This is a genomic window from Bacillus sp. VT 712 (genome assembly GCF_001614195.1).
GTDB lineage: Bacteria > Bacillota > Bacilli > Bacillales > Bacillaceae_H > Priestia > Priestia flexa.
The window spans coordinates 16,834-39,506 of sequence record NZ_LWBK01000026.1 but is presented as its reverse complement, the minus strand read 5'-3'; the positions used below and the strand labels follow the sequence as shown (position 1 = coordinate 39,506).

Annotated in this window: 24 protein-coding genes, 11 tRNA genes and 1 rRNA gene; 2 read left to right on the top strand and 34 right to left on the bottom strand. The window is 37.6% G+C overall.

Going from position 1 to position 22,673, the window contains the following annotated elements; translation table 11 throughout:
• The 13 genes from A2U94_RS13575 to A2U94_RS13515 all read right to left on the bottom strand — a co-directional run.
• Positions 1-216: ribosomal RNA gene (locus tag A2U94_RS13575) — 16S ribosomal RNA — on the bottom strand; the annotation flags it as partial.
• Positions 217-300: 84 nt separating this feature from the next.
• Positions 301-374, bottom strand: a tRNA-Gly gene (locus tag A2U94_RS13570).
• 3 nt (positions 375-377) lie between these two features.
• Positions 378-454 (bottom strand) — tRNA-Arg (locus A2U94_RS13565).
• Positions 455-534: 80 nt separating this feature from the next.
• Positions 535-621, bottom strand: a tRNA-Leu gene (locus tag A2U94_RS13560).
• A gap of 26 nt (positions 622-647) precedes the next feature.
• A tRNA-Leu gene (locus A2U94_RS13555) sits at positions 648-730 on the bottom strand.
• A 16-nt stretch (positions 731-746) separates the two neighbouring features.
• Positions 747-822 (bottom strand) — tRNA-Lys (locus A2U94_RS13550).
• 4 nt (positions 823-826) lie between these two features.
• A tRNA-Gln gene (locus tag A2U94_RS13545) sits at positions 827-901 on the bottom strand.
• 12 nt (positions 902-913) lie between these two features.
• Positions 914-989: transfer RNA gene (locus A2U94_RS13540), tRNA-Asp, on the bottom strand.
• Positions 990-1,018: 29 nt separating this feature from the next.
• A tRNA-Val gene (locus tag A2U94_RS13535) sits at positions 1,019-1,091 on the bottom strand.
• A 36-nt stretch (positions 1,092-1,127) separates the two neighbouring features.
• A tRNA-Glu gene (locus tag A2U94_RS13530) sits at positions 1,128-1,199 on the bottom strand.
• Positions 1,200-1,208: 9 nt separating this feature from the next.
• Positions 1,209-1,299: transfer RNA gene (locus A2U94_RS13525), tRNA-Ser, on the bottom strand.
• Between the two features lie 7 nt (positions 1,300-1,306).
• Positions 1,307-1,381, bottom strand: a tRNA-Asn gene (locus A2U94_RS13520).
• A gap of 126 nt (positions 1,382-1,507) precedes the next feature.
• Positions 1,508-1,966 carry a SprT family protein gene (locus tag A2U94_RS13515; protein WP_025910616.1) on the bottom strand — a complete coding sequence of 153 codons (459 nt, stop codon included), beginning with the start codon at positions 1,964-1,966 and terminating at the stop codon, positions 1,508-1,510.
• A gap of 97 nt (positions 1,967-2,063) precedes the next feature.
• On the opposite strand from A2U94_RS13515, the gene cmpA reads away from it, so the two are divergent.
• Positions 2,064-2,183, top strand: a complete 120-nt coding sequence (gene cmpA, locus A2U94_RS21200; RefSeq protein ID WP_090752704.1) for a cortex morphogenetic protein CmpA — start codon at positions 2,064-2,066, stop codon at positions 2,181-2,183.
• A 62-nt stretch (positions 2,184-2,245) separates the two neighbouring features.
• Here cmpA and A2U94_RS13510 read toward each other — a convergent pair whose 3' ends face one another.
• The 14 genes from A2U94_RS13510 to acpS all read right to left on the bottom strand — a co-directional run bounded on the left by A2U94_RS13510 (position 2,246) and on the right by acpS (position 13,228).
• Entirely contained in the window at positions 2,246-4,393 is a 2,148-nt protein-coding gene (locus tag A2U94_RS13510) for a Tex family protein (protein ID WP_035321028.1), read from the bottom strand.
• Positions 4,394-4,511: 118 nt separating this feature from the next.
• A complete protein-coding gene (locus A2U94_RS13505; RefSeq protein ID WP_025910614.1) occupies positions 4,512-5,123 on the bottom strand; it encodes a PP2C family serine/threonine-protein phosphatase in 612 nt (203 codons plus the stop codon).
• Positions 5,120-5,914 carry an RNA polymerase sigma factor SigB gene (gene sigB, locus A2U94_RS13500; RefSeq protein WP_025910613.1) on the bottom strand — a complete coding sequence of 265 codons (795 nt, stop codon included), beginning with the start codon at positions 5,912-5,914 and terminating at the stop codon, positions 5,120-5,122. Before sigB ends, A2U94_RS13505 begins: the two co-directional genes overlap by 4 nt.
• The gene (gene rsbW / locus A2U94_RS13495) at positions 5,880-6,365 is read right to left on the bottom strand and encodes an anti-sigma B factor RsbW (protein WP_025910612.1); all 486 of its coding nucleotides are present in this window, start codon (positions 6,363-6,365) and stop codon (positions 5,880-5,882) included. The genes sigB and rsbW overlap by 35 nt, the downstream gene beginning before the upstream one ends.
• Positions 6,362-6,694, bottom strand: coding sequence for an anti-sigma factor antagonist (locus A2U94_RS13490; RefSeq protein WP_025910611.1), 333 nt, complete (start codon positions 6,692-6,694; stop codon positions 6,362-6,364). Before A2U94_RS13490 ends, rsbW begins: the two co-directional genes overlap by 4 nt.
• Before the next feature lie 62 nt (positions 6,695-6,756).
• Entirely contained in the window at positions 6,757-7,770 is a 1,014-nt protein-coding gene (locus A2U94_RS13485; RefSeq protein ID WP_025910610.1) for a PP2C family protein-serine/threonine phosphatase, read from the bottom strand.
• An 11-nt stretch (positions 7,771-7,781) separates the two neighbouring features.
• Entirely contained in the window at positions 7,782-8,183 is a 402-nt protein-coding gene (locus A2U94_RS13480; protein WP_025910609.1) for an anti-sigma regulatory factor, read from the bottom strand.
• 3 nt (positions 8,184-8,186) lie between these two features.
• Entirely contained in the window at positions 8,187-8,549 is a 363-nt protein-coding gene (locus A2U94_RS13475) for an STAS domain-containing protein (RefSeq protein WP_035321022.1), read from the bottom strand.
• Positions 8,546-9,382 carry an RsbT co-antagonist protein RsbRA gene (gene rsbRA / locus A2U94_RS13470; protein WP_025910607.1) on the bottom strand — a complete coding sequence of 279 codons (837 nt, stop codon included), beginning with the start codon at positions 9,380-9,382 and terminating at the stop codon, positions 8,546-8,548. Before rsbRA ends, A2U94_RS13475 begins: the two co-directional genes overlap by 4 nt.
• A gap of 172 nt (positions 9,383-9,554) precedes the next feature.
• The gene (locus A2U94_RS13465; protein ID WP_025910606.1) at positions 9,555-9,905 is read right to left on the bottom strand and encodes a type II toxin-antitoxin system PemK/MazF family toxin; all 351 of its coding nucleotides are present in this window, start codon (positions 9,903-9,905) and stop codon (positions 9,555-9,557) included.
• A 4-nt stretch (positions 9,906-9,909) separates the two neighbouring features.
• The gene (locus A2U94_RS13460) at positions 9,910-10,191 is read right to left on the bottom strand and encodes a CopG family ribbon-helix-helix protein (protein ID WP_025910605.1); all 282 of its coding nucleotides are present in this window, start codon (positions 10,189-10,191) and stop codon (positions 9,910-9,912) included.
• A 177-nt stretch (positions 10,192-10,368) separates the two neighbouring features.
• Positions 10,369-11,541 (bottom strand): alanine racemase, encoded by a 1,173-nt coding sequence (alr, locus tag A2U94_RS13455; protein ID WP_025910604.1) that lies wholly within the window; start codon positions 11,539-11,541, stop codon positions 10,369-10,371.
• Between the two features lie 188 nt (positions 11,542-11,729).
• Positions 11,730-12,746, bottom strand: a complete 1,017-nt coding sequence (locus tag A2U94_RS13450) for a LolA family protein (protein ID WP_025910603.1) — start codon at positions 12,744-12,746, stop codon at positions 11,730-11,732.
• 113 nt (positions 12,747-12,859) lie between these two features.
• Complete coding sequence (gene acpS, locus A2U94_RS13445) at positions 12,860-13,228, bottom strand: holo-ACP synthase (protein WP_025910601.1); 369 nt, start codon at positions 13,226-13,228, stop codon at positions 12,860-12,862.
• A gap of 91 nt (positions 13,229-13,319) precedes the next feature.
• Between acpS and A2U94_RS13440 the strand changes: the two genes are divergently transcribed.
• A complete protein-coding gene (locus A2U94_RS13440) occupies positions 13,320-13,913 on the top strand; it encodes a rhomboid family intramembrane serine protease (RefSeq protein ID WP_224840390.1) in 594 nt (197 codons plus the stop codon).
• A 35-nt stretch (positions 13,914-13,948) separates the two neighbouring features.
• Here A2U94_RS13440 and uvsE read toward each other — a convergent pair whose 3' ends face one another.
• From uvsE to A2U94_RS13405, 7 genes are all read right to left on the bottom strand, one after another.
• Positions 13,949-14,917, bottom strand: a complete 969-nt coding sequence (gene uvsE, locus A2U94_RS13435; RefSeq protein ID WP_025910597.1) for a UV DNA damage repair endonuclease UvsE — start codon at positions 14,915-14,917, stop codon at positions 13,949-13,951.
• A gap of 75 nt (positions 14,918-14,992) precedes the next feature.
• A complete protein-coding gene (cshA, locus tag A2U94_RS13430) occupies positions 14,993-16,501 on the bottom strand; it encodes a degradosome RNA helicase CshA (RefSeq protein ID WP_025910595.1) in 1,509 nt (502 codons plus the stop codon).
• Between the two features lie 193 nt (positions 16,502-16,694).
• On the bottom strand, positions 16,695-18,068 hold the full coding sequence (locus A2U94_RS13425; protein WP_025910593.1) for a UDP-N-acetylmuramoyl-tripeptide--D-alanyl-D-alanine ligase: 1,374 nt from the start codon (positions 18,066-18,068) through the stop codon (positions 16,695-16,697).
• Between the two features lie 66 nt (positions 18,069-18,134).
• Positions 18,135-19,220, bottom strand: coding sequence for a D-alanine--D-alanine ligase (locus A2U94_RS13420; RefSeq protein WP_025910591.1), 1,086 nt, complete (start codon positions 19,218-19,220; stop codon positions 18,135-18,137).
• Between the two features lie 230 nt (positions 19,221-19,450).
• Positions 19,451-20,551, bottom strand: coding sequence for an acyltransferase (locus tag A2U94_RS13415; protein ID WP_025910590.1), 1,101 nt, complete (start codon positions 20,549-20,551; stop codon positions 19,451-19,453).
• Between the two features lie 247 nt (positions 20,552-20,798).
• Complete coding sequence (locus tag A2U94_RS13410) at positions 20,799-21,872, bottom strand: ABC transporter substrate-binding protein (protein ID WP_025910588.1); 1,074 nt, start codon at positions 21,870-21,872, stop codon at positions 20,799-20,801.
• The gene (locus tag A2U94_RS13405) at positions 21,869-22,672 is read right to left on the bottom strand and encodes an ABC transporter permease (RefSeq protein ID WP_025910587.1); all 804 of its coding nucleotides are present in this window, start codon (positions 22,670-22,672) and stop codon (positions 21,869-21,871) included. Before A2U94_RS13405 ends, A2U94_RS13410 begins: the two co-directional genes overlap by 4 nt.
• Position 22,673: the final 1 nt, after the last annotated feature.

The window sequence follows — 22,673 nt, the reverse complement described above, 5'->3', positions numbered from 1 at the left end:
CCATCTTTCAATTTTCTCTTATGCAAGAGAAAATGTTATCCGGTATTAGCTCCGGTTTCCCGGAGTTATCCCAGTCTTACAGGCAGGTTGCCCACGTGTTACTCACCCGTCCGCCGCTAACGTCATAGAAGCAAGCTTCTAATCAGTTCGCTCGACTTGCATGTATTAGGCACGCCGCCAGCGTTCATCCTGAGCCAGGATCAAACTCTCCGAAGAAATGTTTGACTTGCTCATAAAAGTTTAAAAAAATTAACGTTGACGTTTGTCGCTTTGTTCAGTTTTCAAAGTTCAATTTGGTAATGGAGCGGGTGATGAGAATCGAACTCACGACATCAGCTTGGAAGGCTGAGGTTTTACCATTAAACTACACCCGCATATGGCGCGCCCGAGAGGAGTCGAACCCCTAACCTTTTGATCCGTAGTCAAACGCTCTATCCAATTGAGCTACGGGCGCATTATTTTCTACCGCTTCGTTAGCGACTTAACTATCTTATCATCTCTATTTGTTAGTGTCAATACCTTTTTTTGTTTTTTTGGTGCGGCCGAGAGGACTTGAACCTCCACGGGTTATTCACCCACTAGGCCCTCAACCTAGCGCGTCTGCCATTCCGCCACGACCGCTTAATAAAAAAGGTTAAAGATAAAAGTGCGGGTGAAGGGACTTGAACCCCCACGTCATAAAGACACTAGATCCTAAGTCTAGCGCGTCTGCCAATTCCGCCACACCCGCATGTGTGTATTTAAAATGGTGAGCCATGAAGGACTCGAACCTTCGACCCTCTGATTAAAAGTCAGATGCTCTACCAACTGAGCTAATGGCTCTTGATGGCTGGGCTAGCTGGATTCGAACCAACGCATGACGGAGTCAAAGTCCGTTGCCTTACCGCTTGGCTATAGCCCAATCAAAAAGAAATGGCGGTCCCGACGGGAATCGAACCCGCGATCTCCTGCGTGACAGGCAGGCATGTTAACCGCTACACCACGGGACCATCCATACAGATGATATACAAACAAAATATGGAGGATGACGGGATCGAACCGCCGACCCCCTGCTTGTAAGGCAGGTGCTCTCCCAGCTGAGCTAATCCTCCGGAATTAAATCATAAATTATTCAAGCAAATATAATATGACCCGTACGGGATTCGAACCCGTGTTACCGCCGTGAAAGGGCGGTGTCTTAACCACTTGACCAACGGGCCATTATAAAATGGCGGAGAAGGAGGGATTTGAACCCTCGCGCCGCTTACACGACCTACACCCTTAGCAGGGGCGCCTCTTCAGCCTCTTGAGTACTTCCCCGTTATAATGGCTCCACAGGTAGGACTCGAACCTACGACCGATCGGTTAACAGCCGATTGCTCTACCACTGAGCTACTGTGGAATAGTGTTATCAGACTCATTAAAATTTACTATATTTTGACTTATTTGTCAATGTTTTTTCAAAAAATATTCAAGCACTTTTGAGTGCTTTATAAATTTATCATATGCCTTTTCCATAGTCAAGGGCTTACTCTAATTTTTTTAACATTCCACCGCAATAACCACAGAGATACTTTTGGAGATGAATCTTTCTTTTCCTTGTATATTTAATCTTACAACCAGTGCATTGATAAAGATGTACTGGACTATTTTGCTTTTTTGCTATGTTTTTTGCAAGTGGCTTGCAAAACCTAGGGGCACCTACTTCTTTCATTAATTGGCGAAAGTCTCGATCTCGATGTCCATATCCTTTGCCTTCTAAATGCAAATGGTAATGACATAGCTCATGTTTAATAATGTTAATAACCTCTTCTTGACCATGTTCTTCATAGTGACCATAGTTGATTTCAATATTAGAGTTATGAACAAGGTACCTTCCACCTGTTGCTCTTAGTCGTCTATTAAAATAAGCTTTATGTAAAAAAGGTTTGTGAAAAAATTTCATTGATATTTCTTCTACTAATTGTTGTAGTTCGTTGTTCTCCATTTTATTTCCTCCTTGTTATCACCTGACTAGCATGCATTGCATACATTTAATATTACATTATTTTTTATACATTTATATAAAAGGAGCGAATGCTGTGATGCCGATGTGGTTACAAAGACAAATGCAGCGTGCTTACTTACAGAAAGATTGTGCACAGATTCGACTATTAAACCAATGCTGGTTTTTTTACCGTAAAAACCACTCTTCAATGGACTAACCCCTACAATCCAATAGAAAAATCGCCCTGACATTAATGTCAGAGCAATTTTTCTGATGGATTTAGAAAGTAGCTTGTGGCGAAATCATTGTTAATGAAACTCTTCCTTTAGCAACATCTACACCTTCTACCCAAACAGTTACCACATCTCCGACAGAAACAACATCTAGCGGGTGTTTTACATACTTGGTTGTTAATTTTGAAATATGAACCAACCCGTCCTGCTTTACACCGATATCTATAAACGCACCAAAATCCACCACATTGCGTACGGTTCCTTCAAGTTGAAGACCTTTCGATAAATCCTCCAGTTGCAAAATATCTTTTTTCAAGAGCGGCTTTGGCAAATCGTCCCTAGGGTCTCTCCCTGGCTGTACTAGCGCTTGAATAATATCTTTTAAAGTAAACTCTCCAACTCCTAGCTCTTCTGAAAGATCAGAAATAGATAAGCTATTTAATGCTTCTTTTAATTCATCTGTTCCAAGATAATCATAAGTTAAATTCACCTTATCTAGCAATTCATTCACGTAACCATAGCTCTCAGGATGAATACTCGTTTGATCTAGCGGCTCTTGGCCATCAATAATTCGCAGGAAGCCAATACATTGTTCATATGTTTTAGCACCTAATCTCGGAATCTTTTTCAGTTCCTTTCGGCTTTTCAGCTTGCCATTTTCTTCTCGATAACGAATAATATTTTGAGCGACCGTCTTATTAAGACCTGACACATATTGAAGCAAAGAAGAAGAAGCCGTATTTACATTCACTCCCACCTGGTTTACTACCGTTTCCACCACGAACGTTAATGAATCATTTAGCTGCTTTTGAGAAACATCATGCTGATATTGTCCAACACCAACTGATTTTGGATCGATTTTAACAAGTTCGGCAAGCGGATCTTGTAACCTTCTCCCAATTGAGACTGCACTTCTTTCTTCCACCTGAAAGTTTGGGAACTCGTCCCTAGCGATGTCAGAAGCAGAATAAACGCTAGCGCCCGCTTCATTTACGATTAAATAAAAAATATTTCTAGATTGATGTTGCAAAATCTCCGCAATAAACTGTTCTGTCTCTCTAGAAGCTGTACCGTTTCCGATTGCTACCATTTCAATTGAAAATTTTTCAATGATTTCAGTTACTTGCTTTACACTTTCTACTTTTTTATTAACAGGAGGATGCGGGTAAATAACATCAATCTTGAGCACCTTTCCTGTTTCATCAATAACTGCCAGCTTGCACCCAGTTCGATACGCAGGATCTACAGCCAGGACAACCTTTCCTTTTAGAGGCGGTTGAAGAAGTAGCTTTCTCAAATTCTCGGAAAAGATATGTATAGCCTGTGCTTCAGCTCTCTCTGTTAGCTCTTTTCGAATCTCTCGTTCGATAGCAGGAGCAATTAGCCGCTTATATGCATCTGTAATCGCTTCTTCTACTAATGAGACAACAGACGATTTCGTATTTTTAACAAATCCTTTTTGTATGTATCTAAAAATGCCTTCTGTAGATACGTTAATGGATACTTTTAATATCCCATCTTTTTCCCCTCTATTCATGGCTAACACGCGATGAGGAACAATCTTGCTTACAGATTCCTTATACTCATAATACATTTCATATACATTTTTTTCATCTTTTTCATGAGCTCTAGCTTCGGTTTCAATAACGCCATGTTTAAACGTATAGTCTCGAATCCACTGACGATAGGAAGGCTCGTCAGATATAATCTCCGCGATGATATCTTGAGCACCCTGTACGGCATCCTCCACGCTATCGACACCTTTTTCCGTAGATATGTATAGCTGTGCTTTCTCTTTAACTGCTTCTAAAGGAAATGTTAAAATCCATTGAGCAAAAGGCTCTAATCCTTTTTCTTTTGCAACAGTTGCTTTAGTTCTTCGCTTTTGTTTATAAGGTCTATATAAATCTTCCACTTGCTGTAACTTTGTTGCTTTTGCAATACTTGTAGCCAGCTCATCCGTTAGCTTTCCTTGCTCTTCAATCAAGCGGATAACTTCTTCTTTTCGGGTATTTAAGTTCGTTAAGTATGTCCACTCGTCTAAGATTGCTCGAATTTGCACTTCATCAAGAGATCCTGTTTGTTCCTTACGGTAACGAGCAATAAACGGAACTGTATTTCCCGCTTCAATTAAATTTATTACATTCTTTACTTGCTTTAAAGGAAGGTCTACTTGATCACTTACATGCTTCATTACATCAGTTGTTTGCACTTTTGCTATGGCCGTCAACTCAATCTCTCCTAGCAATGTTTTCTTTTAATTGTAACAAAACTCACATGTATTAGCACATGTGAGTTAAAGTTTTACATCATTAATTTGTTTGTAGCTCTCCCAATATGAATGTTACATCGTCTTTGTGAGAAGATAGTTTCGCTTTCAGTTGAGCGGATAATTGCTCTATGTTCATCCGAGAACTAAAAAAGGCTCTAACTTCTTTTAAATCTAATCCATCCGTATGAATTAAAAACTGAGAGTTCGGTTCATATGGAAAAGTCTGAACCTGAATTTTTTGTTTTCGACCTGATAAAAACCCTTTTACAGGTAAAGGATACGTAAGATTTCCGTCTGGGGCATATAGATAAAAACGAATATTACCTACGTTCGTGTACGAAAAATGCCCGCTGCGTTTATCAAACTTCAATAGAGCAACAGCGGCTCCTCTCGTCCCTTTAGTCACATCATTACACAGCATCATTAAATCATCAAGCTCAAGATTATGATTTTGCTTCGCAGTTTGAATGACAGCATCGGACGCTATTTTTGCATGTTCACCGCTTCCTAACCCATCCGCAATGGCACATAAGAAATAATCGCTAGTTTCTTTGATATAAAAGCCGTCACCACAACAGGTGTTTCCATCTTTAGGTGTTTGATGAGTGGCTGTTTTTATGAAAGATTGATTAGCAGATATACGATTCGTCACTTTTTATACTCCGCTTCGGTTAGGTCTGTTCGAGCCGCATTTCGAAGCTTATCAAGAGCTCTTCTCTGAAGACGCGACACATGCATTTGAGAAATACCTAATTTCTCACCAGCTTCTTTTTGACTCAGGTTCTCAATGAAGGTATAGCGAATGACTTCTCTTTCTCGCTCGCTTAAAACATGTAAAATCTTCTCCAAGACCAATCTTTGGTCGGTTTTCTCATAGCCTGCTTCTTTTTCACCAACTAAATCTAGAATAGTTACGGTACTGCCATCAGAATCCGCTTCAATGGAGTGGTCAACAGAGAGCGCTTGGTAGCTTTGCCCCATTTCCATCGTCTCTAAAACTTCTTCTTCCGTGACTCCAATATAATCAGCAATCTCTTGCACTTGAGGAGAGCGCTGTAATTGGGTTGTCAACTCTTCAACAGCTGCTTTAATTTTCGGCCCTAATTCTTTAATTCGACGAGGAACATGCACGCTCCACGTTTTGTCACGCAAGAATCGTTTTATCTCACCAATGATTGTCGGAACAGCAAACGACTCAAAGCTTCTTCCAAACGAAGGATCATATCTACGAATTGCACCTAAAAGGCCTAACATACCAACTTGCACAATATCCTCATGCAAGCTTCGGCCTTTTGAATAACGACGGGCAATCGATTCAACAAGATTTTTATAGTGAATAACGAGCTCACTTTGTGCTTCTTCATCTTGGAATTTTTGAAAACGCTCAATTCGTTCCTGAACCTGTTCTTTAGTTAATTTCATAGGTTGAGACTGTGTTTTCATCACTCTCCACCTGCTCTCTTTGCAAATACTTTGTCATCATGAGGGTAACACCTTTAGAATTCATCATTTTCACTTCATCCATGAGCGTCTCAATTAAATATAAGCCTAATCCACCTTCTGGCAGCATCTCAACTTCTTTCGCTGTCTCGTAAGGCCCGATTTTCTCTTTTAATTCTTCAAAGTTAAAGCTTTCACCTTTATCAACCACCATAATTTCTAAGCGGTCAGGAAAAAGGCCAAAACCTACCTTAACTTCACCATTTTCATCTTCTTTGTAAGCATGCTGAACAGCATTCGTACACGCTTCACTTATTGCAATCTTCATGTCTTCAATATCATCATAAGAGAAGCCCATACGGTTTGCCACTCCTGACAAAGTTAGGCGAATGATTGCGACATAATCTGGCTTAGCTGGAATTTTCATCTCAACGAAATCATACGGTTGCTTCATTTCACGCCACCTTCTACCTGTGAATTCACATTTAAAATATCCGTCAATCCTGTAATATCAAATAATCTCTTTAAACGCTCAGACACACCAACAAACTTTAATGAACCGTTATGCTTTTTAATTGCTTTTAAAAGTGCAATAAAAACACCAAGACCTGTACTGTCCATATATGAAACGTCTGTCAAATCAATTGTGATTCTAACATCGTCTTGTTCTGCTATCTCCATAAATTTCTCTTTTAAATTCGGAGCTGTATATGCATCAATTTCGCCAGCCAACGTAATACGATATTCCTGACCAGCATCTTGAACATCAATCTTTAAATTCATCGTATCTATAAACCCCCTTAGTTTTCATAAACTATACATTCTTTACCCTTCATTCTTTCTAGTTAAACTGCTTTTTTTAAAATAATAAGGGTAAAATCGTCTCGAAGCTGAAACTCTTGTAGTTTTTCTAATTCTTTAAAAACTGCCTCAACAATTTCTTGAGGTGTCAAATGCATGTATTTACGAATTAGTTTTATAATGTCCAACCTTTCCAAAAATCCTGCTTCAGTTCGACATTCTGTTACTCCATCCGTTAATAAGATAATCATATCATCTTTGTGAAGCTCTTTTTCATACTGTGAGTACTTCACATGACGATCTACACCTAGAACTAGACCTCTTGCTTCTAAATCATGAAATGTATCAGTTGAAGCTTCATAATAGAATCCTGGTTCATGACCGGCTGACGCGTAGGTAAACAAGTTGTTAGCAGGATGGTACGTACCATAAAACATTGTAATGAACATACTCGGATCCACGTTGCGCTCTACAATATTATTCAGGTTTTCAAGCACATAGCTTGGATTTTTCCGAGAATCCGGTAAGCTATCCATCGCATACTTAATCATCGACATGCACATCGCAGCCGGTATTCCTTTACCAATTACATCTGCAATCGCAATGCTAACACCACCGTTGTCTTCATCCACGAAATGAAAATAATCACCGTTCATCTGCTTGGCTGGTACGCTCACTGCGCCAATCTCTAAAGTATCCACATTATCCGGAATATTTGTTCCCAATAAATTTTGCTGAACATTTGCAGCAACTTCAATCTCTGACCGAAGCTCTCTCTGCTTACTTTTTAACGTTTGATGTTCACGTAACGCTAATCCATAGCTAATCATAACCTCTAATAAAAAATCTAATGAATGCAATACTTTCTCTGGAATATCAGAATAAATCTCTTCAATTACCTCTTTATGAATACTAACGATGTCTTCTGGCGATATTTCATTTTCTAAAGATTTGCGACTTAGCTTTTGTCCTTGGTATAAAACTTGCTCATCTTGCGTTTGAATATAATTCCCCAAAATATCCCTATATAGCTGTTTCATCTCTTTATCAAAAGACATTTATTCTCCTCCTAGCGGAGCCACTTAATTGCTTTGATTTCAGTACCGTCTCCTACATTTGATTCAATTGAAAACTCATCCATGAGACGTTTCACTCCTGGTAAACCTGCACCTAATCCTCCAGATGTAGAATATCCATCTTCCATCACTTTGCGAATGTCAGGAATACCTGGCCCTTCATCTGTAGCAATAATTAAAAGTCCTCGTGTAGTTGAACGATCCAATTTTTCAATATGAATCTGTCCTTTCCCCGCGTATAAATAAATATTACGTGCTAATTCAGAGATGGCTGTTGTAATACGCGCTTGATCTACAGTTCCAAATCCTAAATCCTTGGAAACATTTCTACCTAGCTGACGCGCCGCCACAATATCCCACTCCGTTACAATTTTTACACTGGATTGGAATTCCATCTATTATTCCCCCAGTTCCGATTGGAGTTTCTCAAGACCTTTTTCCAAGTCAAGCGCAGTAAAAACATCATTTAATCCAATACCTAGTTCCACTAAGGTAATAGCAACAGCGGGTTGAATTCCTGTTAAAACAACACGTGCCCCCATTAAACTGGACATGCTAACTACATCACCTAACACTTTAGCAATAAATGAGTCAATCATATCAATGGATGTTAAATCGATTACTACGCCTTTTGCTCCAGTTTGGTGTATTTTACTTAGTAAATCTTCTTGAAATTGAATAGCTGTGTGATCATCAAGCTCCCATTGAATCGAGACCAGTAAGTAGTCATATAATTTTAAGATCGGTATTCTCACGTTCATTCCCCCGATTCCATATCGATAATTTGACGGTTAGTCATTTCTAACGCAAATTCGATTCCTTTCTTCAACGAGTTCTTCGTAATTAGCTCATTTAAATTGATTCCCAAATTAACAATTGTTTGTGCAATTTCAGGGCGAATCCCTACTAATAAACATTTTGCTCCTACTAATCGTACAGCCTCAGCAGCTTGTATAATATGATGAGCTACCATTGTATCAACTACCGGCACTCCTGTAATATCGATTAAAACCACTTCTGAGCGATGCTTAACAACGCCTTGTAGAAGGTTTTCCATAATTTTTCTTGCACGCTCTGTATCGATTGTCCCCACGAGGGGCATAACTGTTATTTTATCAAATACCGGAATTAGCGGCGCTGATAATTCTTGTAAAGCTACTTTTTGTAGCATAACCGTATTTTCCCATGAACTTGAATATTGCTCTACTATCTTGTTATAAACAGGACTAAGCCATTTATCAAAATGATAAAAGATTTCCGAGTGTGCTTCTTTGTTCGAAGATCCTTCGTTTAGATACCCTTCCACAACAACATGTCCTAACTCACGCAAGCCTTGCGTTAGGTATCCAAGTGGCCATCCTAGCTTGACAACTTTTTCTACAATATCTTCGAGTTCATTTGAAAACTCATTTAAAGAACGAAATGCATTCGATAAAACTACATTCACAAAATTTGAACTAACGTTTACATAAACTTGTTCCGATACAACACTTTTAATTCGACCCGTTTCAATATCATTCATTGTAACAAGCCAACGTTCAAATATATCCGCTTTAGATTGTTGAATATACTCAAATAACTTCTCTTGATTCATGAGCTCCTCCTTGTAAGAAATCACATTTCTTTATGCTATTTAGCTATTTTTACCATATTTAATAAACCCATTAAATAGATTTCTTCTTTCAATATACGTTTACTAGTTATTCTTCGTCAAATTAAAAAAGTTGCCCTTAAAGGAGCAACTTAGTATAAATGGAAGTATAATTCTAAAAGTCGATAAGTCCTACACTGATTTGCAAGGCATCATCCACTCTGTCCATCATTTCATCATCTAAATGGGTGATTTTATCAGTTAGTCGCTGTTTGTCAATTGTTCGAATTTGCTCTAGCAAAATAACTGAATCGCGCTCAAACCCATACTTTTTCGCATTAATTTCCACATGCGTAGGCAACTTTGCCTTTTGAATTTGAGCAGTAATTGCAGCAACAATGACAGTCGGACTAAACCGATTTCCAATATCATTTTGGATGACAAGTACAGGGCGAACGCCTCCTTGTTCTGAGCCAACAACAGGAGATAGGTCAGCAAAATAAACGTCGCCGCGTTTGACTACCAAGACATTAACCCCCGCTGACTAAACGATCCACTGTGTGATTTGCTTCAGACTCAGCTAAAAAAGCTTCAGAAGCAATGTTTAAATTTATCTTTGCCATCTCCATATATCCGCGACGCATAGACTCGCGAATATGGCGTTTTTTTCGCTCACGAAGGTATAATTTCGTTGCTTGGTAAATAAATTCGCTTCTGTTACCATTTTCTTGTTTCACCATAAGGTCAAGTTCCGATACTAAATTTTTCGGCAATCTTACCAGGATTTCTGTAGTTGCGCTCGCTTCAGACACAAACATACACCTCCAACATCAATACACACACACCAATAGTCTCATCTTTCCTTATCATAACACTCATACGTATTAATGGAAAGTTAATTCTGTCAATTTCTACACTATTATTGTCAATCGACGCATTGTTTTATGCATAAATTTAATTTTTAAGCTGAATATTTATTAAATCCTACGTCAATTGTGTTCGTTCAACAAGTAGTTAGTAATATTCACTTGCTCTTGATTCTTCACAATCACCCTTGGTACACGAGCTGAAATCATACAAGGTACTTCGTAGTTAATAGTTTCCAAGTGCTGTGCTACTTGATCAATGGATATTTGTTCGTTGCCCTGCTTACCAATAAGCGTCACTTTTGTACCTACTGGATACTGCTCTGGAAGGCGTACCATTAGTTGATCCATACAAATACGTCCCACCACAGGAACTTTCTTTCCTTTAACAAGGATAGTAAAGTTATGAAGCTTTCGAATCCATCCATCCGCGTAGCCAATTGGAACCGTTCCAATCCATTCTGCTTTCTCTGATTCATACGTAATACCATAGCTAATACCACTACCTGGCTCTACTTTTTTAACATGTACAAGTGTACTATGCAATGAAAAAGCTTCTTTTAAAGGGACAGAAATGATTTCCTTCATCTCTGGTGACGGGCTTAACCCATACATTGAAATCCCTAGTCTAGCAGCGGTAAACAAATTCTCAGGTTGCTGAAAAATAGCCGCACTGTTTGCACAGTGAACCAGAGGAGGATTAATTCCTAAAGACTGAATAAGCTGCACTACGCTTTGAAACCTGTGATATTGATTTTGAAAGTAAATTGAATTTAGTTCATCTGCCGTTGCAAAGTGAGTAAATACTCCCTCTACTTCCATAAAGGATTGTGATTTTAACAGTGTTGCTACTGCCTTGATCTCATCATCACTTCGTAAGCCTAGTCTTCCCATTCCAGTATCTATTTTCAAATGAATAGTTAACCTTCCATTATTAGCTTGGTCTGCAATTACTTCTTCTATCCATTGCTTACTATAAGCAGTTATCGTAACATTCCATTTAATAGCCTCTTTAACATAAAGAGGCGGCACAGCTCCTAGTACTAAAATGGGGGCTTTAACCCCTTTCTGACGAAGTGAGATTGCTTCATCCAAAAATGCAACTGCTAACATATTAGCACCTGCTTGTAGTGCTAAGTCTGCTACTTCTACATCTCCGTGCCCATATGCATTTGCTTTCACTACAGCCATGAGCTTTTGATCCGGTTTTAATAACTTTTTAACTTCTTGAACATTATACAAAATTGCATCTGCATTAATTTCTGCCCATGTTTCTCGGTAAAATGCTTTAACCATTGTGACACTTCCTTTTTCAGAACCATTATAAACATATGCTACTTTGCTAGTATAATACATCCAAAATTAAAGTTCATTAGAAGGAAATAAAAATTAAACTAAACAGATTTGAATTTTCTCACAAATGAAACCAAATCCAATTAAGAAAACAAAAAGACTCGCTATTCGCGAGCCTGTATTAAAAGTAGTTATTTGCCAAGCTGAGTTTGAACTGAATTCGCCACTTTACTCATCTCTTCAGACGTTAAGTTTTCTGAAGCAATCATAAAGTCAATTCCATCATAAGACCAAGAAAGCGTCTTATCCGTTAGTGCTCCAACTGTAAATCCTAAATCAAACGGCTCCCCAGCTGTTAAAGTAGCTGTAGAGGCTGCTGTTTCCGCTACTTTTGCTTTCTCTTGAACAAGCGTAAACGACTTTTCACCTTCATACTTTAAAACAATTCGCTCACCGTTTTCGCCTTCAACCTTTTTCTCCTCTGCTAGCTTAACGCCTTTTGGTAAGATTTCTGGATAAAGCACACCGAACTCATCAGATTTCTCTGTAGCCATTGTTGGAACATCAATTTTAGCCCCTGTCATGTTGCGTTTCGTATCAAATGCACCCTTATCAAACTTTGAATCAACTTGTACTTTTGAAAAATCCACTTCAATTAGTACCTTGTTGTCTGTATCCATAATTTTTACAGATACAGGCGTTAAATCCTTTTTATTTAGCTTAATTTCTTGTTTTGGCAACATCGTGCTATTTTGGTAATTTGTTTTTGTCTTAAATACATAATGTTTATCCGTCGACTTAAATTCTGCACTTTCATCCTGCACAATGTCTTGCACTAACGATTCATATAAATAAGCTTGGCTACTGTTTTGTGGCCAATCGCTTTGGAAACGGAAGCTTTTGTTTAAGGCTGGTGTTAAGACAAAGACACCTTCATCGTTGCGCAAAATCATTTGACTTTGGTCTTTCTTCGTATTTTTTAAGTTTACACGATAATACGTTGGCTTACTGTGCCAAATTTCAACGTCATATACTTGCGCGTCCTTGCCTGTATTTAGCTTCATTTCTGCTTCAGCTTTATACCCTTTCATATCTTCAATCTTAGCATCTAGTGCATCCGTTACGTCTTGCTGACTTTTTTCGCCACAAGCAGCCAATAGTAATAGTAAAAAGGCGCACGCGAATAACCCAATAAACTTTTTATGCATCTCCCCAACTCCTTTTATATCATGTCATACCTACATGTCGAGAGAAACAAGATACTACCTGTCTCCCTTGTCCGCAATATGAATATATGAAGTTGGGAATATGAATATGCAGACTAGCTTGACGAGCTTTCAATAATTACCTGTGTTACAACATAATGTTGACTGTGTGAAATGGAGACATGAATGTACTTGTTATCGCTTTTATTTAGCGTATAAAGCACTGGTTTTCCACTATGTTCATTTAGAACTTCAATATCTTGAAAACTTAAATCTTTTCCTATTCCTGTTCCTAATGCTTTAGAATAGGCCTCTTTCGCTGAAAAACGACCTGCCAGAAACTCAATCTGCCTTTTCCCTTGGAGTTTATCGTAGCTCGCCTTTTCATTTTTTGTTAAAATACGAGTAACAAACGAAGATTGTCTTTTTGCAAGCTTTTCAATTCGATCTAGCTCGGTAATATCCAGTCCAATCCCTTTAATCAATTGCTCTTCACACCCTTCTATCTTTTTGCATACTGCATAAAATAAAGAAATGCACCTAAAACAAACTATACTAATTTCCTTATGAAAGGAAGTGGTTGCGATTTTTGTTCGAACCGAAAGCTTTCGCGAATTCAGAACCTACTATCCAATTACATTTCTACTACTTTGTATTCACATACTCTTGTGGGCTTTATTTTTAATTCCTGCCCAACCTATTCAATCCTTATTTTATAACTTTGTTGGTTATAACGGTGCCATTGGCCAAGGAGAATATTGGCGCTTGGCAACATCCATGTTTCTACACAACAGCTTTGCTCATTTACTGTTTAACTCTTTTTCACTATTTTTATTTGCACCACGTTTAGAAAGAGAGCTATCACGCTATAAATTTCTTGGTTTTTATATCGCGTGTGGCTTATTAGCAAATGTACTTACTTTTATCATTCAGCCTGCTTACTATAGTCATGTAGGCGCATCAGGTGCAATCTTCGGCATTTTCGGTGCCTATATTTACTTCATTCGAAACAAAACAATTTATTTTACAAAAAGCGATCAACAAATTGTCATTGTGCTCTTAATTATAGGGTTACTATCTGGATTTTTAAATAGCGGAGTAAATAACGTTGCTCATATCGGTGGCTTTATAAGCGGCTACCTATTAACAATTTTGTTTGCCCGTAAATAACAGGAGAACCGTTCTTTAAACGAACTGTTCTCTTGTTATTTTACAATAAACGTAGATCCATTTACTATTTCGATTCTTTCATATGTTTTTAAATCATTCATCAGCTGAAAGAGCGCTGCATCTTTTTGTTTTGCTTCAATCATGCAATCAATCTGTGGTATTGTCCCAGAAATTGATTGTAAAAATTGATAAAACTCTTCTGCATTTATGTAGTCTGCATGGGCACGAAAGTCTTTTGAGCTTTTTGGACTCGAGATGTGCATTTTCAATGGAAGCTTTTCTTGTTCCCACGTAGCAACAATTCTAGACCAATATTCTGTCCAATCAGGATTTTCATGATTAGCTTGATGGTGATGCAAATCAAATATTAAAGGAATGTTCAATTTTTCGCAGAGGTATAATGCATCCTGAACAGAGAATGTTGTATCATCATTTTCAAGCATAATCATTTCTTGAATAGAATGAGGTACTAGTCCCCAGTTATGAATAAACTGCTCAAGCGCTTTTTCTTTGTCGTTATAAGCTCCTCCTACATGTAAAACACAGCGGTTTTTAGGTAATATCCCCATTCCTTTTAACAACTTTTTATGCATTTGAAGGGTTTCAAGGGAATGCTTTAAAATATCTTTATTTGTAGAGTTTAGCACAACAAAATGATCGGGATGAAAATCAACGCGCATCGGATTCCTCTCTAGGAACTGACGAATCTCAAGAATGACCGGCTTTAAAGCGTTCATGTAGTTCCAATCACTAATCTCTGGGTGATTGGCAAGGGGAATGAGTTTTGAACTAAGCCGAAAAAATTCCACTTCACTCCAAACATTATGCTTCAATAACCTTAAACAGTTTTCTAAGTTAGAAATAGAAATACGCTCTAATTTAGAAATAGCAGCTTCTCGGTTTTGAATTCGTTGAAACTGCGCAAAAGTCATCGTCTGAGGCGGAGACGCATTCTGTAATTGAACACTCATTGCTACATATCCTAAGCGCACTAAAGTTGACATAGAAAACACCTCACTTTCCGTTTAGTATTTCCTGATGGCAAAAAAAATAAGCGAGCCAATTGGCTCGCTTTTCTTTTATGCTTTTGTACGTGAATCTTTGCGGTTGTTTTGGCGATTTCCTTGACCACCGCTATTATTGCTACGACGCTTATCTCCAAATCGCTTAGAGTTTCCACGACGGTTTTGTTGTGAATAGTTTTTAGAATTAGAACGTGAACGACCACTGCCGTTGTTACCACCACGTCTGTTCTTATCACCTTTTCCAACAACAGGTGGTTCAGCTGTTAAGTTTACAGGCACATCGTTTGGCTCTTTTGTTGCTAACTTAAGTGCTGCTGCTACTAATGCTACAGATTCATTTTCTTCTAGTAGCTCTTCAGCTAATTGCTTATAGTAAGATAAGTTACCTGTTTTTACTGTTTCAACTAACTTATCTGCAGCAATACGCTGTTGACCTTCTAATGCTTCATCTAATGTTGGAGGTGTCATCCGATCCATTTTACGCTTAGTTGTGCGCTCAATGTTGTGTAATTGACCAGATTCTCTTGGTGTTACAAACGTCATCGCTGCACCCATTTTACCCGCACGACCTGTACGTCCAATACGGTGAACATAGCTTTCTGGATCTTGTGGAATATCAAAGTTATAAACGTGAGTTACGCCTGAAATATCTAGTCCACGAGCAGCTACATCTGTAGCAACTAACACGTCAATAGAACCTTCTTTAAATTGACGCAAAACAGATAGACGTTTTGCTTGCGTTAAATCACCATGGATTCCTTGAGCTGAATAGCCACGTACGTTTAGAGCTTCTGATAACTCGTCAACACGACGCTTTGTACGACCAAAAATAATAGCTAATTCTGGTGACTGCATATCTAAAAGACGTGTTAACACATCAAATTTACGTTTTTCTTGTACTTCAACGTAGTACTGTTGAATGTTTGGAACTGTTACTTCTTTTGCTTTTACTTTTACAACTTTAGGTTCGCTCATGAATTTTTCAGCAATGCGGCGGATTGGGTCAGGCATTGTTGCTGAGAATAATAGCGTTTGATGATTTTCAGGAACATTAGATAAGATTTTTTCAATATCTTCAATGAATCCCATATTTAACATTTCATCCGCTTCATCTAATACAACAGTGTGAACATCTTGTAAGCGAAGTGTACGACGGTTAATATGATCTAACATACGTCCTGGTGTTCCAACGATAATGTGAGGGCGTTTCTTTAGAGCGCGAATTTGACGGCTGATATCTTGACCACCGTAGATTGGTAAAACACGAACGCGTTTTGTTTGTCCAATCTTATAAAGTTCTTCAGATACCTGTACAGCAAGTTCACGTGTAGGTGCGATAATTAAACCTTGAATTGCATCAACGCTTGCATCTACTTTTTCGATAAGAGGAATACCGAATGCTGCTGTTTTACCAGTTCCTGTTTGTGCTTGTCCAATTAAATCATGACCTTGTAGCGCTAAAGGAATTGTTTCAGACTGGATTGGTGTAGCTTCCTCAAAACCCATTTTACTAACAGCGTTGTTTAGCTGTGGACTTAAACCTAACTCTTGAAATAATGCCAAATTTTTCAAACTCCTTCTATATTTAGACTATCTATATTTTACAAAAAAAAGCATTCCCCGATACCCGGAAAATGCTCTAAACGATTACTTAATGAAATCAACGTTTAGAGAATAAGCATCTCAAGACACTCAAACTACATCATAACACTATGAGTTTTTATTTGCAATAGAGCTTATTCTATTATTCGTCTTCTTATTTCGACATCACTTTAGTGATTACTTCTTCAAGCTTCATACCTCGAGATGCTTTCACCAATACAATATCATTTGAAGAACTAACAGATTGTAAGTGATCTGCTAACGTATCTTTATCGTCAAAATGAAGAACTTTTCCTTCTTGAAAATTCTCTTGTGCTCCTGAGGCAATCTCCTTACTTAGTGGACCGTATGTAAATACATATTCCACTGCAGCAGGGTCAATAAATTTTCCAATCTCTTTATGAAATTGTATTTCTTGATCACCAAGTTCGAGCATATCCCCCAAAACCAAGATTTTCTTGTTATAACCTTGAATCTCATGGATTAACTTAATCGCTGCTTTCATTGATGTTGGACTTGCATTATACGCATCATTAATAAACGTTAATCCACTCTCAGCCTTCACTAATTCCATTCGCATATTTGTCAGCTTCAAGCCAGCTAATCCTTGTGCAATTGTTTCATTACTCAGGTTAAAATAGCGACCAACAGCAATAGCAGCCATTGCGTTATGTGCATTATGCTCACCTAATACAGGAATGAAAAACTTTTGTGTTTCACGTGAAACGAAAAATGTCGTTCCATGTTCTTCTCTTGTCATATCCGTTAAAAAAAGGTCATTATTTGGTGAGCTTCCAAACGTAATGGCTTTAAACTTTGGATTATTCACTCGACTTGTTAGAAGTGGTTCATCACCATTAAAGATAAATTGTCCTTGCTCAGATAAACCGCTTGTGATTTCAAATTTTGCTTCAGCAATTCCTTCTCGGCTACCTAAATCTTGCAGATGGGATTCACCAATGTTTGTAATGACAGCAACATCAGGCTCAGCCAGGTTTGAGAGAAATTCAATTTCACCGCGACTACTCATTCCCATTTCAAGGACAGCAATATCAGTATCTTCTTCCAAACGCAAGATTGTTAATGGCATACCGATATGGTTGTTAAAATTACCTGCTGTTTTCAAAACTTTATACGTTGTCGATAAAACAGCATCCACCATGTCTTTTGTTGTTGTTTTCCCGTTACTTCCTGTAATTCCTACCACTTTTACCGCTAATTCATGACGGTACGCTTTTGCTAATTGCTGTAGTGCTTCAAGCGTATCATCTACTAAAATGACAGGTACATTTTGTGGAATATCTTTTTCATCTTTGTTCCATAAGGTTGCCACAGCACCTGCTTCAATTGCTTTTTCAACAAATTCATGTCCATTGAAGCGATCACCTTTAATTGGTACATATAAATTTTCTGGTTGCAGTGTTCTTGTATCAATTGAAACACCTTTAATATGAACCTGTTCGTCACCATGAGCTAAACTGCTGTTTGGAATCATCTTCACCACATCTTTTAGCTTTCGATTAATCATAATGCTTATAACTCCTTTCGCAAAAAGCAGAAACACTATTCATTTTGAATAGTGTCAGCCTTTTTCTTACATCGTATGTTTAATTTTTTGCTTTTCATCATGACGCTGAAGCGCTAAATCCACTAATGTTTCAATTAACACCGGATATTCAACACCTGCATGCTTCCATAATAATGGGAACATACTAAACGGTGTAAACCCTGGCATTGTGTTTACCTCATTAATGATTAACTCGCCTTCTTTTGTTAAGAAGAAATCAGCACGAACAAGTCCTGAACCGTCAATTGCTTTAAATGCTTTAATTGCCAATCCTTTCATTTCTACATACGTTTCTTCGCTAATTTCAGCCGGGATAGCAAGACCTGTGCTACCATCTTCGTACTTAGCTTTATAATCATAGAAAGCAGCCTTTGGTAAGATTTCTCCAACAACTGAGCACGATGGATCATCATTACCTAATACACCGATTTCCACTTCGCGTCCAATTGCCGCTTCTTCAATAATAATTTTACGGTCAAATTGGAACGCTTCCTCAAATGCCGCTTCTAATTCTTTGCGATTATCACACTTACTAATACCAACGCTTGAACCTAAGTTAGCTGGTTTGACAAAGCATGGGTAACCTAAGTTTTCCTCAACAACTTCATATGCTGCTTCACGGTTCTCATCCCACTCTTTGCGAATAAAATATTCATATTTTACTTGCTTTAAACCTGCTTGAGAGAAAAGTTGCTTCATCACGACTTTATCCATCCCTGCTGCAGATGCTAAAACGCCGTTTCCTACATAAGGTAGGTTTAATAATTCTAACAGCCCTTGGACTGTTCCATCTTCACCGTTTGGACCGTGTAAAAGTGGGAAAATTACATCAAGCGTTTCTTCATTTTTTACGTCGGATAAAGCAAACATATTTGTATTTAAAGATACTGGTGAAATGACCGTACCACTGTTACTAATTTCAAGTTCGTTTACCGTTTCAAGTGGACCCGTCAACTTTGTACCGCGAACCCATTCGCCTGTTTCAGTAATATAAATTGGATGTACTTCGTATTTATCATGGTTAACTGCTTTTGTTACTGCTAAAGCTGTTTGTAAAGATACTTTATGTTCAGCGGATTTTCCCCCGTATAAAAGACCAAGCTTAATTTTCACAAGTGTTCCTCCTAACACAATTTCATCTTTTCTATTTTATCACTTTCTCTATCCTTATAGGAAACAGTTTCTTTCTTTATTACTTATGTAAAACGTGGGCAGATGTGAGTCAAATTATAATTTATTTTTGACTTATCTGCTATCGTAACAGCTTCTGTTCAAATCAGTAAGAGAATTCCAACTCCAATAAAAAAGTGGTAAAAGAGTTGATCTTTTTACCACTTTTATTATTATTGTACTTCATGCTTGTATAAGAATACCGCTTTCTTTGGAAGCTTTCCATACAATAAACTTGCAAACGGTAAAAACCGATGACAAGCCCATATAATGAGGTAGCATAAAGCTAAAGTTAATACATACCGAATTAGCATTTCAATGTGAAACAATTGATTACTATTTGCAGGTACAAATTCAGAGACAATATTTAATACTAAAGGATGGATTAAATAAAAGCCAAAAGAGTACATTGCAATATTTCGAACTGTAATAACAGCTCTTCTAGGAAGTTTTGCAGCTAAGATCTCTCCTATACGAAATGCTACGTAGCTTCCTAACACGAGATAAAACGTATTAATCGTCTCGTACATGACCCCTGATAGGTAAAGTGTCTTAATTGTATACACATAATAATGTAAAGAAGAGACGATTGCTCCTGCAATTAAAGCAATAATTAGCAAAACAATCGTAGATTTATTCGCGCTTTTTGCTTTCTGTTCATTATAGTAAACACCAATCCATGCTCCTAATAGGAAGGTAGATAATGAACTAATAAATAAAGTAAATGATACAAGACCGTACATTGAATTTAATTGAAGATAAACTAACTGTAAGACGACTCCGAATAACCACATATAGCGGCGAAAAAAAGTAAACTTTTGAGCGATCCATATAAAAACAGGTAAAACAAGATAAATTTGCACAATTAAGAAAATAAAGTGCAGTTGATAGTAAGATTCACCTTTTAAAATGCGCAGCAAAATTTCTGTCGCGTTAAATTCTCTTGCACCTACATAAATTGAATATGCTTCATAAATCAATGCCCAAATGATATAAGGAATAAGAATATATGTAACTCGCCTCTTATAGTAACTTTTCCATAACTCTTTTGTTAACGGCTTTTTTATATAGCTATAAAAGAATACGAGTCCTGTAATCACAATAAAGATTCCCGCTTCAATCCGAATAATGCGGTTGATAAAATGATACTTCTGATACGCATCACCGCTATATGGAAGGACGCTTGCATACGCTGCCGTTACGTGTACAAGTACAACCATCATCATGGCAAATAATCTTAAAAAATAAATTGATTCAATTTGTTGTTTCTTCACATTCTGTCTCCTATTATGAAAAAATTTAACACGTCATCTCTATTCCCCTATGCCATAAGTGTTACGCCTTACTTTTCCCCTATTTTTAAAAAAGTTTCATAAAAAAAGCTAATGACATAATAAATCATGTCATTAGCTTTCTTATCTCTATATTAAAGGTCTATTTTTATCTTTTCAACAGGGAGTAAAACCTATTTATTTTACACATTTATCCTTGTTGGTGAGATAAAGGGAGTGAAAACAACACCTATTTTCTATGCATTTTAAACTCTAAAAATAATTCGTTGTAGTAGCTTAACATTTCTTTTCCTAGATTATCATACACCTCTAACTTTTCAGTTAATGCTTCATCTGGATAGAAGCGCTTATCCTCTGCAACTTCATCCGGTAAATAATCAAGAGCCTTTTCGTTTGGCGTTGAATACCCTACATATTCAGCATTTCGAGCTGCGATTTCTGGGTCTAACATGAAATTCATAAACTGGTGAGCACCCTCAATATTTTTTGCTGTTTTAGGAATTACCATATTATCAAACCACAGGTTCGACCCTTCTTCTGGGACTACATAATCTAGATCTTCATTTTCACTCATAATCTCTGAAGCATCACCAGACCAAACTAAACCGACGGATGCCTCTTCGTTTGCTAGCAACATTTTAATTTCGTCTCCAACAATCGCTTTAACGTTGGGTGTTAACGTATCTAGTTTTTCTTTCGCTTCTCTTAAATGCGTTTTATTCGTGTCATTTAGCGAATAGGCTAAGCTGTTAAGTCCCATTCCTATCACTTCTCGTGCACCATCAGCTAACAGGATTTGATTTCTTAATTCTGGGTCCCATAAATCGTCCCAGCTCGTAATCTCCTTGCCATTTAGCATTTCTTTGTTATAAACAACACCTACTGTTCCCCAAAAGTAAGGAATAGAATATCTATTTCCTTCATCAAACGATAAGTTGAGGAAGCGTGGATTAATATGTTTTAAGTTAGGTAGCTGCTTATGTTCTACAGGAAGTAGTAAATCTTCTTCCTTCATTTTGCTAATCGCGTACTCTGATGGTACCGCAATATCAAACGTGGTGCCACCTTGTTCAATTTTTGTCATCATTGCCTCATTGGAATCAAACGTTTGGTAGATAACTTTAATCCCAGTCTCTTCCTCAAACTCATCAATAATTTCTGGATCAATATAATCACCCCAGTTATACACGGTCAAGGTATTACCTCCTGAATATCCCTGAGCAGAGTTTAACCGAGATACAACGTACATTAAGACGAGTGAAATGGCTACAATAACAACAAATGACCGCATTAATTGTTTCATTTCTCAACCCCGCCTCCTTTCGTACGAAGATTACGCTGGCTAACAAAATAGTAGCCTACTACTAAGAGCACAGTAAATAAGAAAATTAGCGTAGACAGTGCGTTAATCGTTAATGATACGCCGCGTCTTGCTAGTGAGTAAATTTCAACCGACAGTGTAGAAAATCCGTTGCCTGTTACAAAGAACGTAACTGCAAAATCATCTAACGAATAAGTCAGCGCTAAAAAGAATCCTGCAAAGATTCCCGGTGAAATAAACGGCAAAATGACTTTTGATAATACTTGAAAACGGCTCGCCCCTAAATCCCGTGCTGCATCAATTAGAGTTGGGCTCATTTCTTGAAGCTTTGGAAGAATCATAATAACAACAATTGGAACACTAAAAGCAATGTGGGCCAGTAGAACAGATGTAAAGCCAAGCTTAATTCCAACAATCGTAAATAAAATAAGGAAAGAAGCTCCTATGATGACATCTGGGCTAACAATGAGAACATTGTTTAACGTCAGCAGCGTATTTTGAACTCTTCTTCTTTTCACATAAATAATTGCAAGCGCTCCAATAATCCCAAGAATTGTTGAAATTACGGATGAAAGCAAAGCAATAATAAGAGTGTTTAATACAATGATTAATAACCTTGTATCTTGAAAGACTTCTTTATACCATTGCAATGTAAAGCCTTCAAACTCTCTCATTGAACCACCGCTATTGAATGAATAATACATAAGGTAAAAGATTGGGGCATATAAAATGACAAAAACTAAAATTAAATATATATTGCTCCATTTCCATTTCTTCATCATT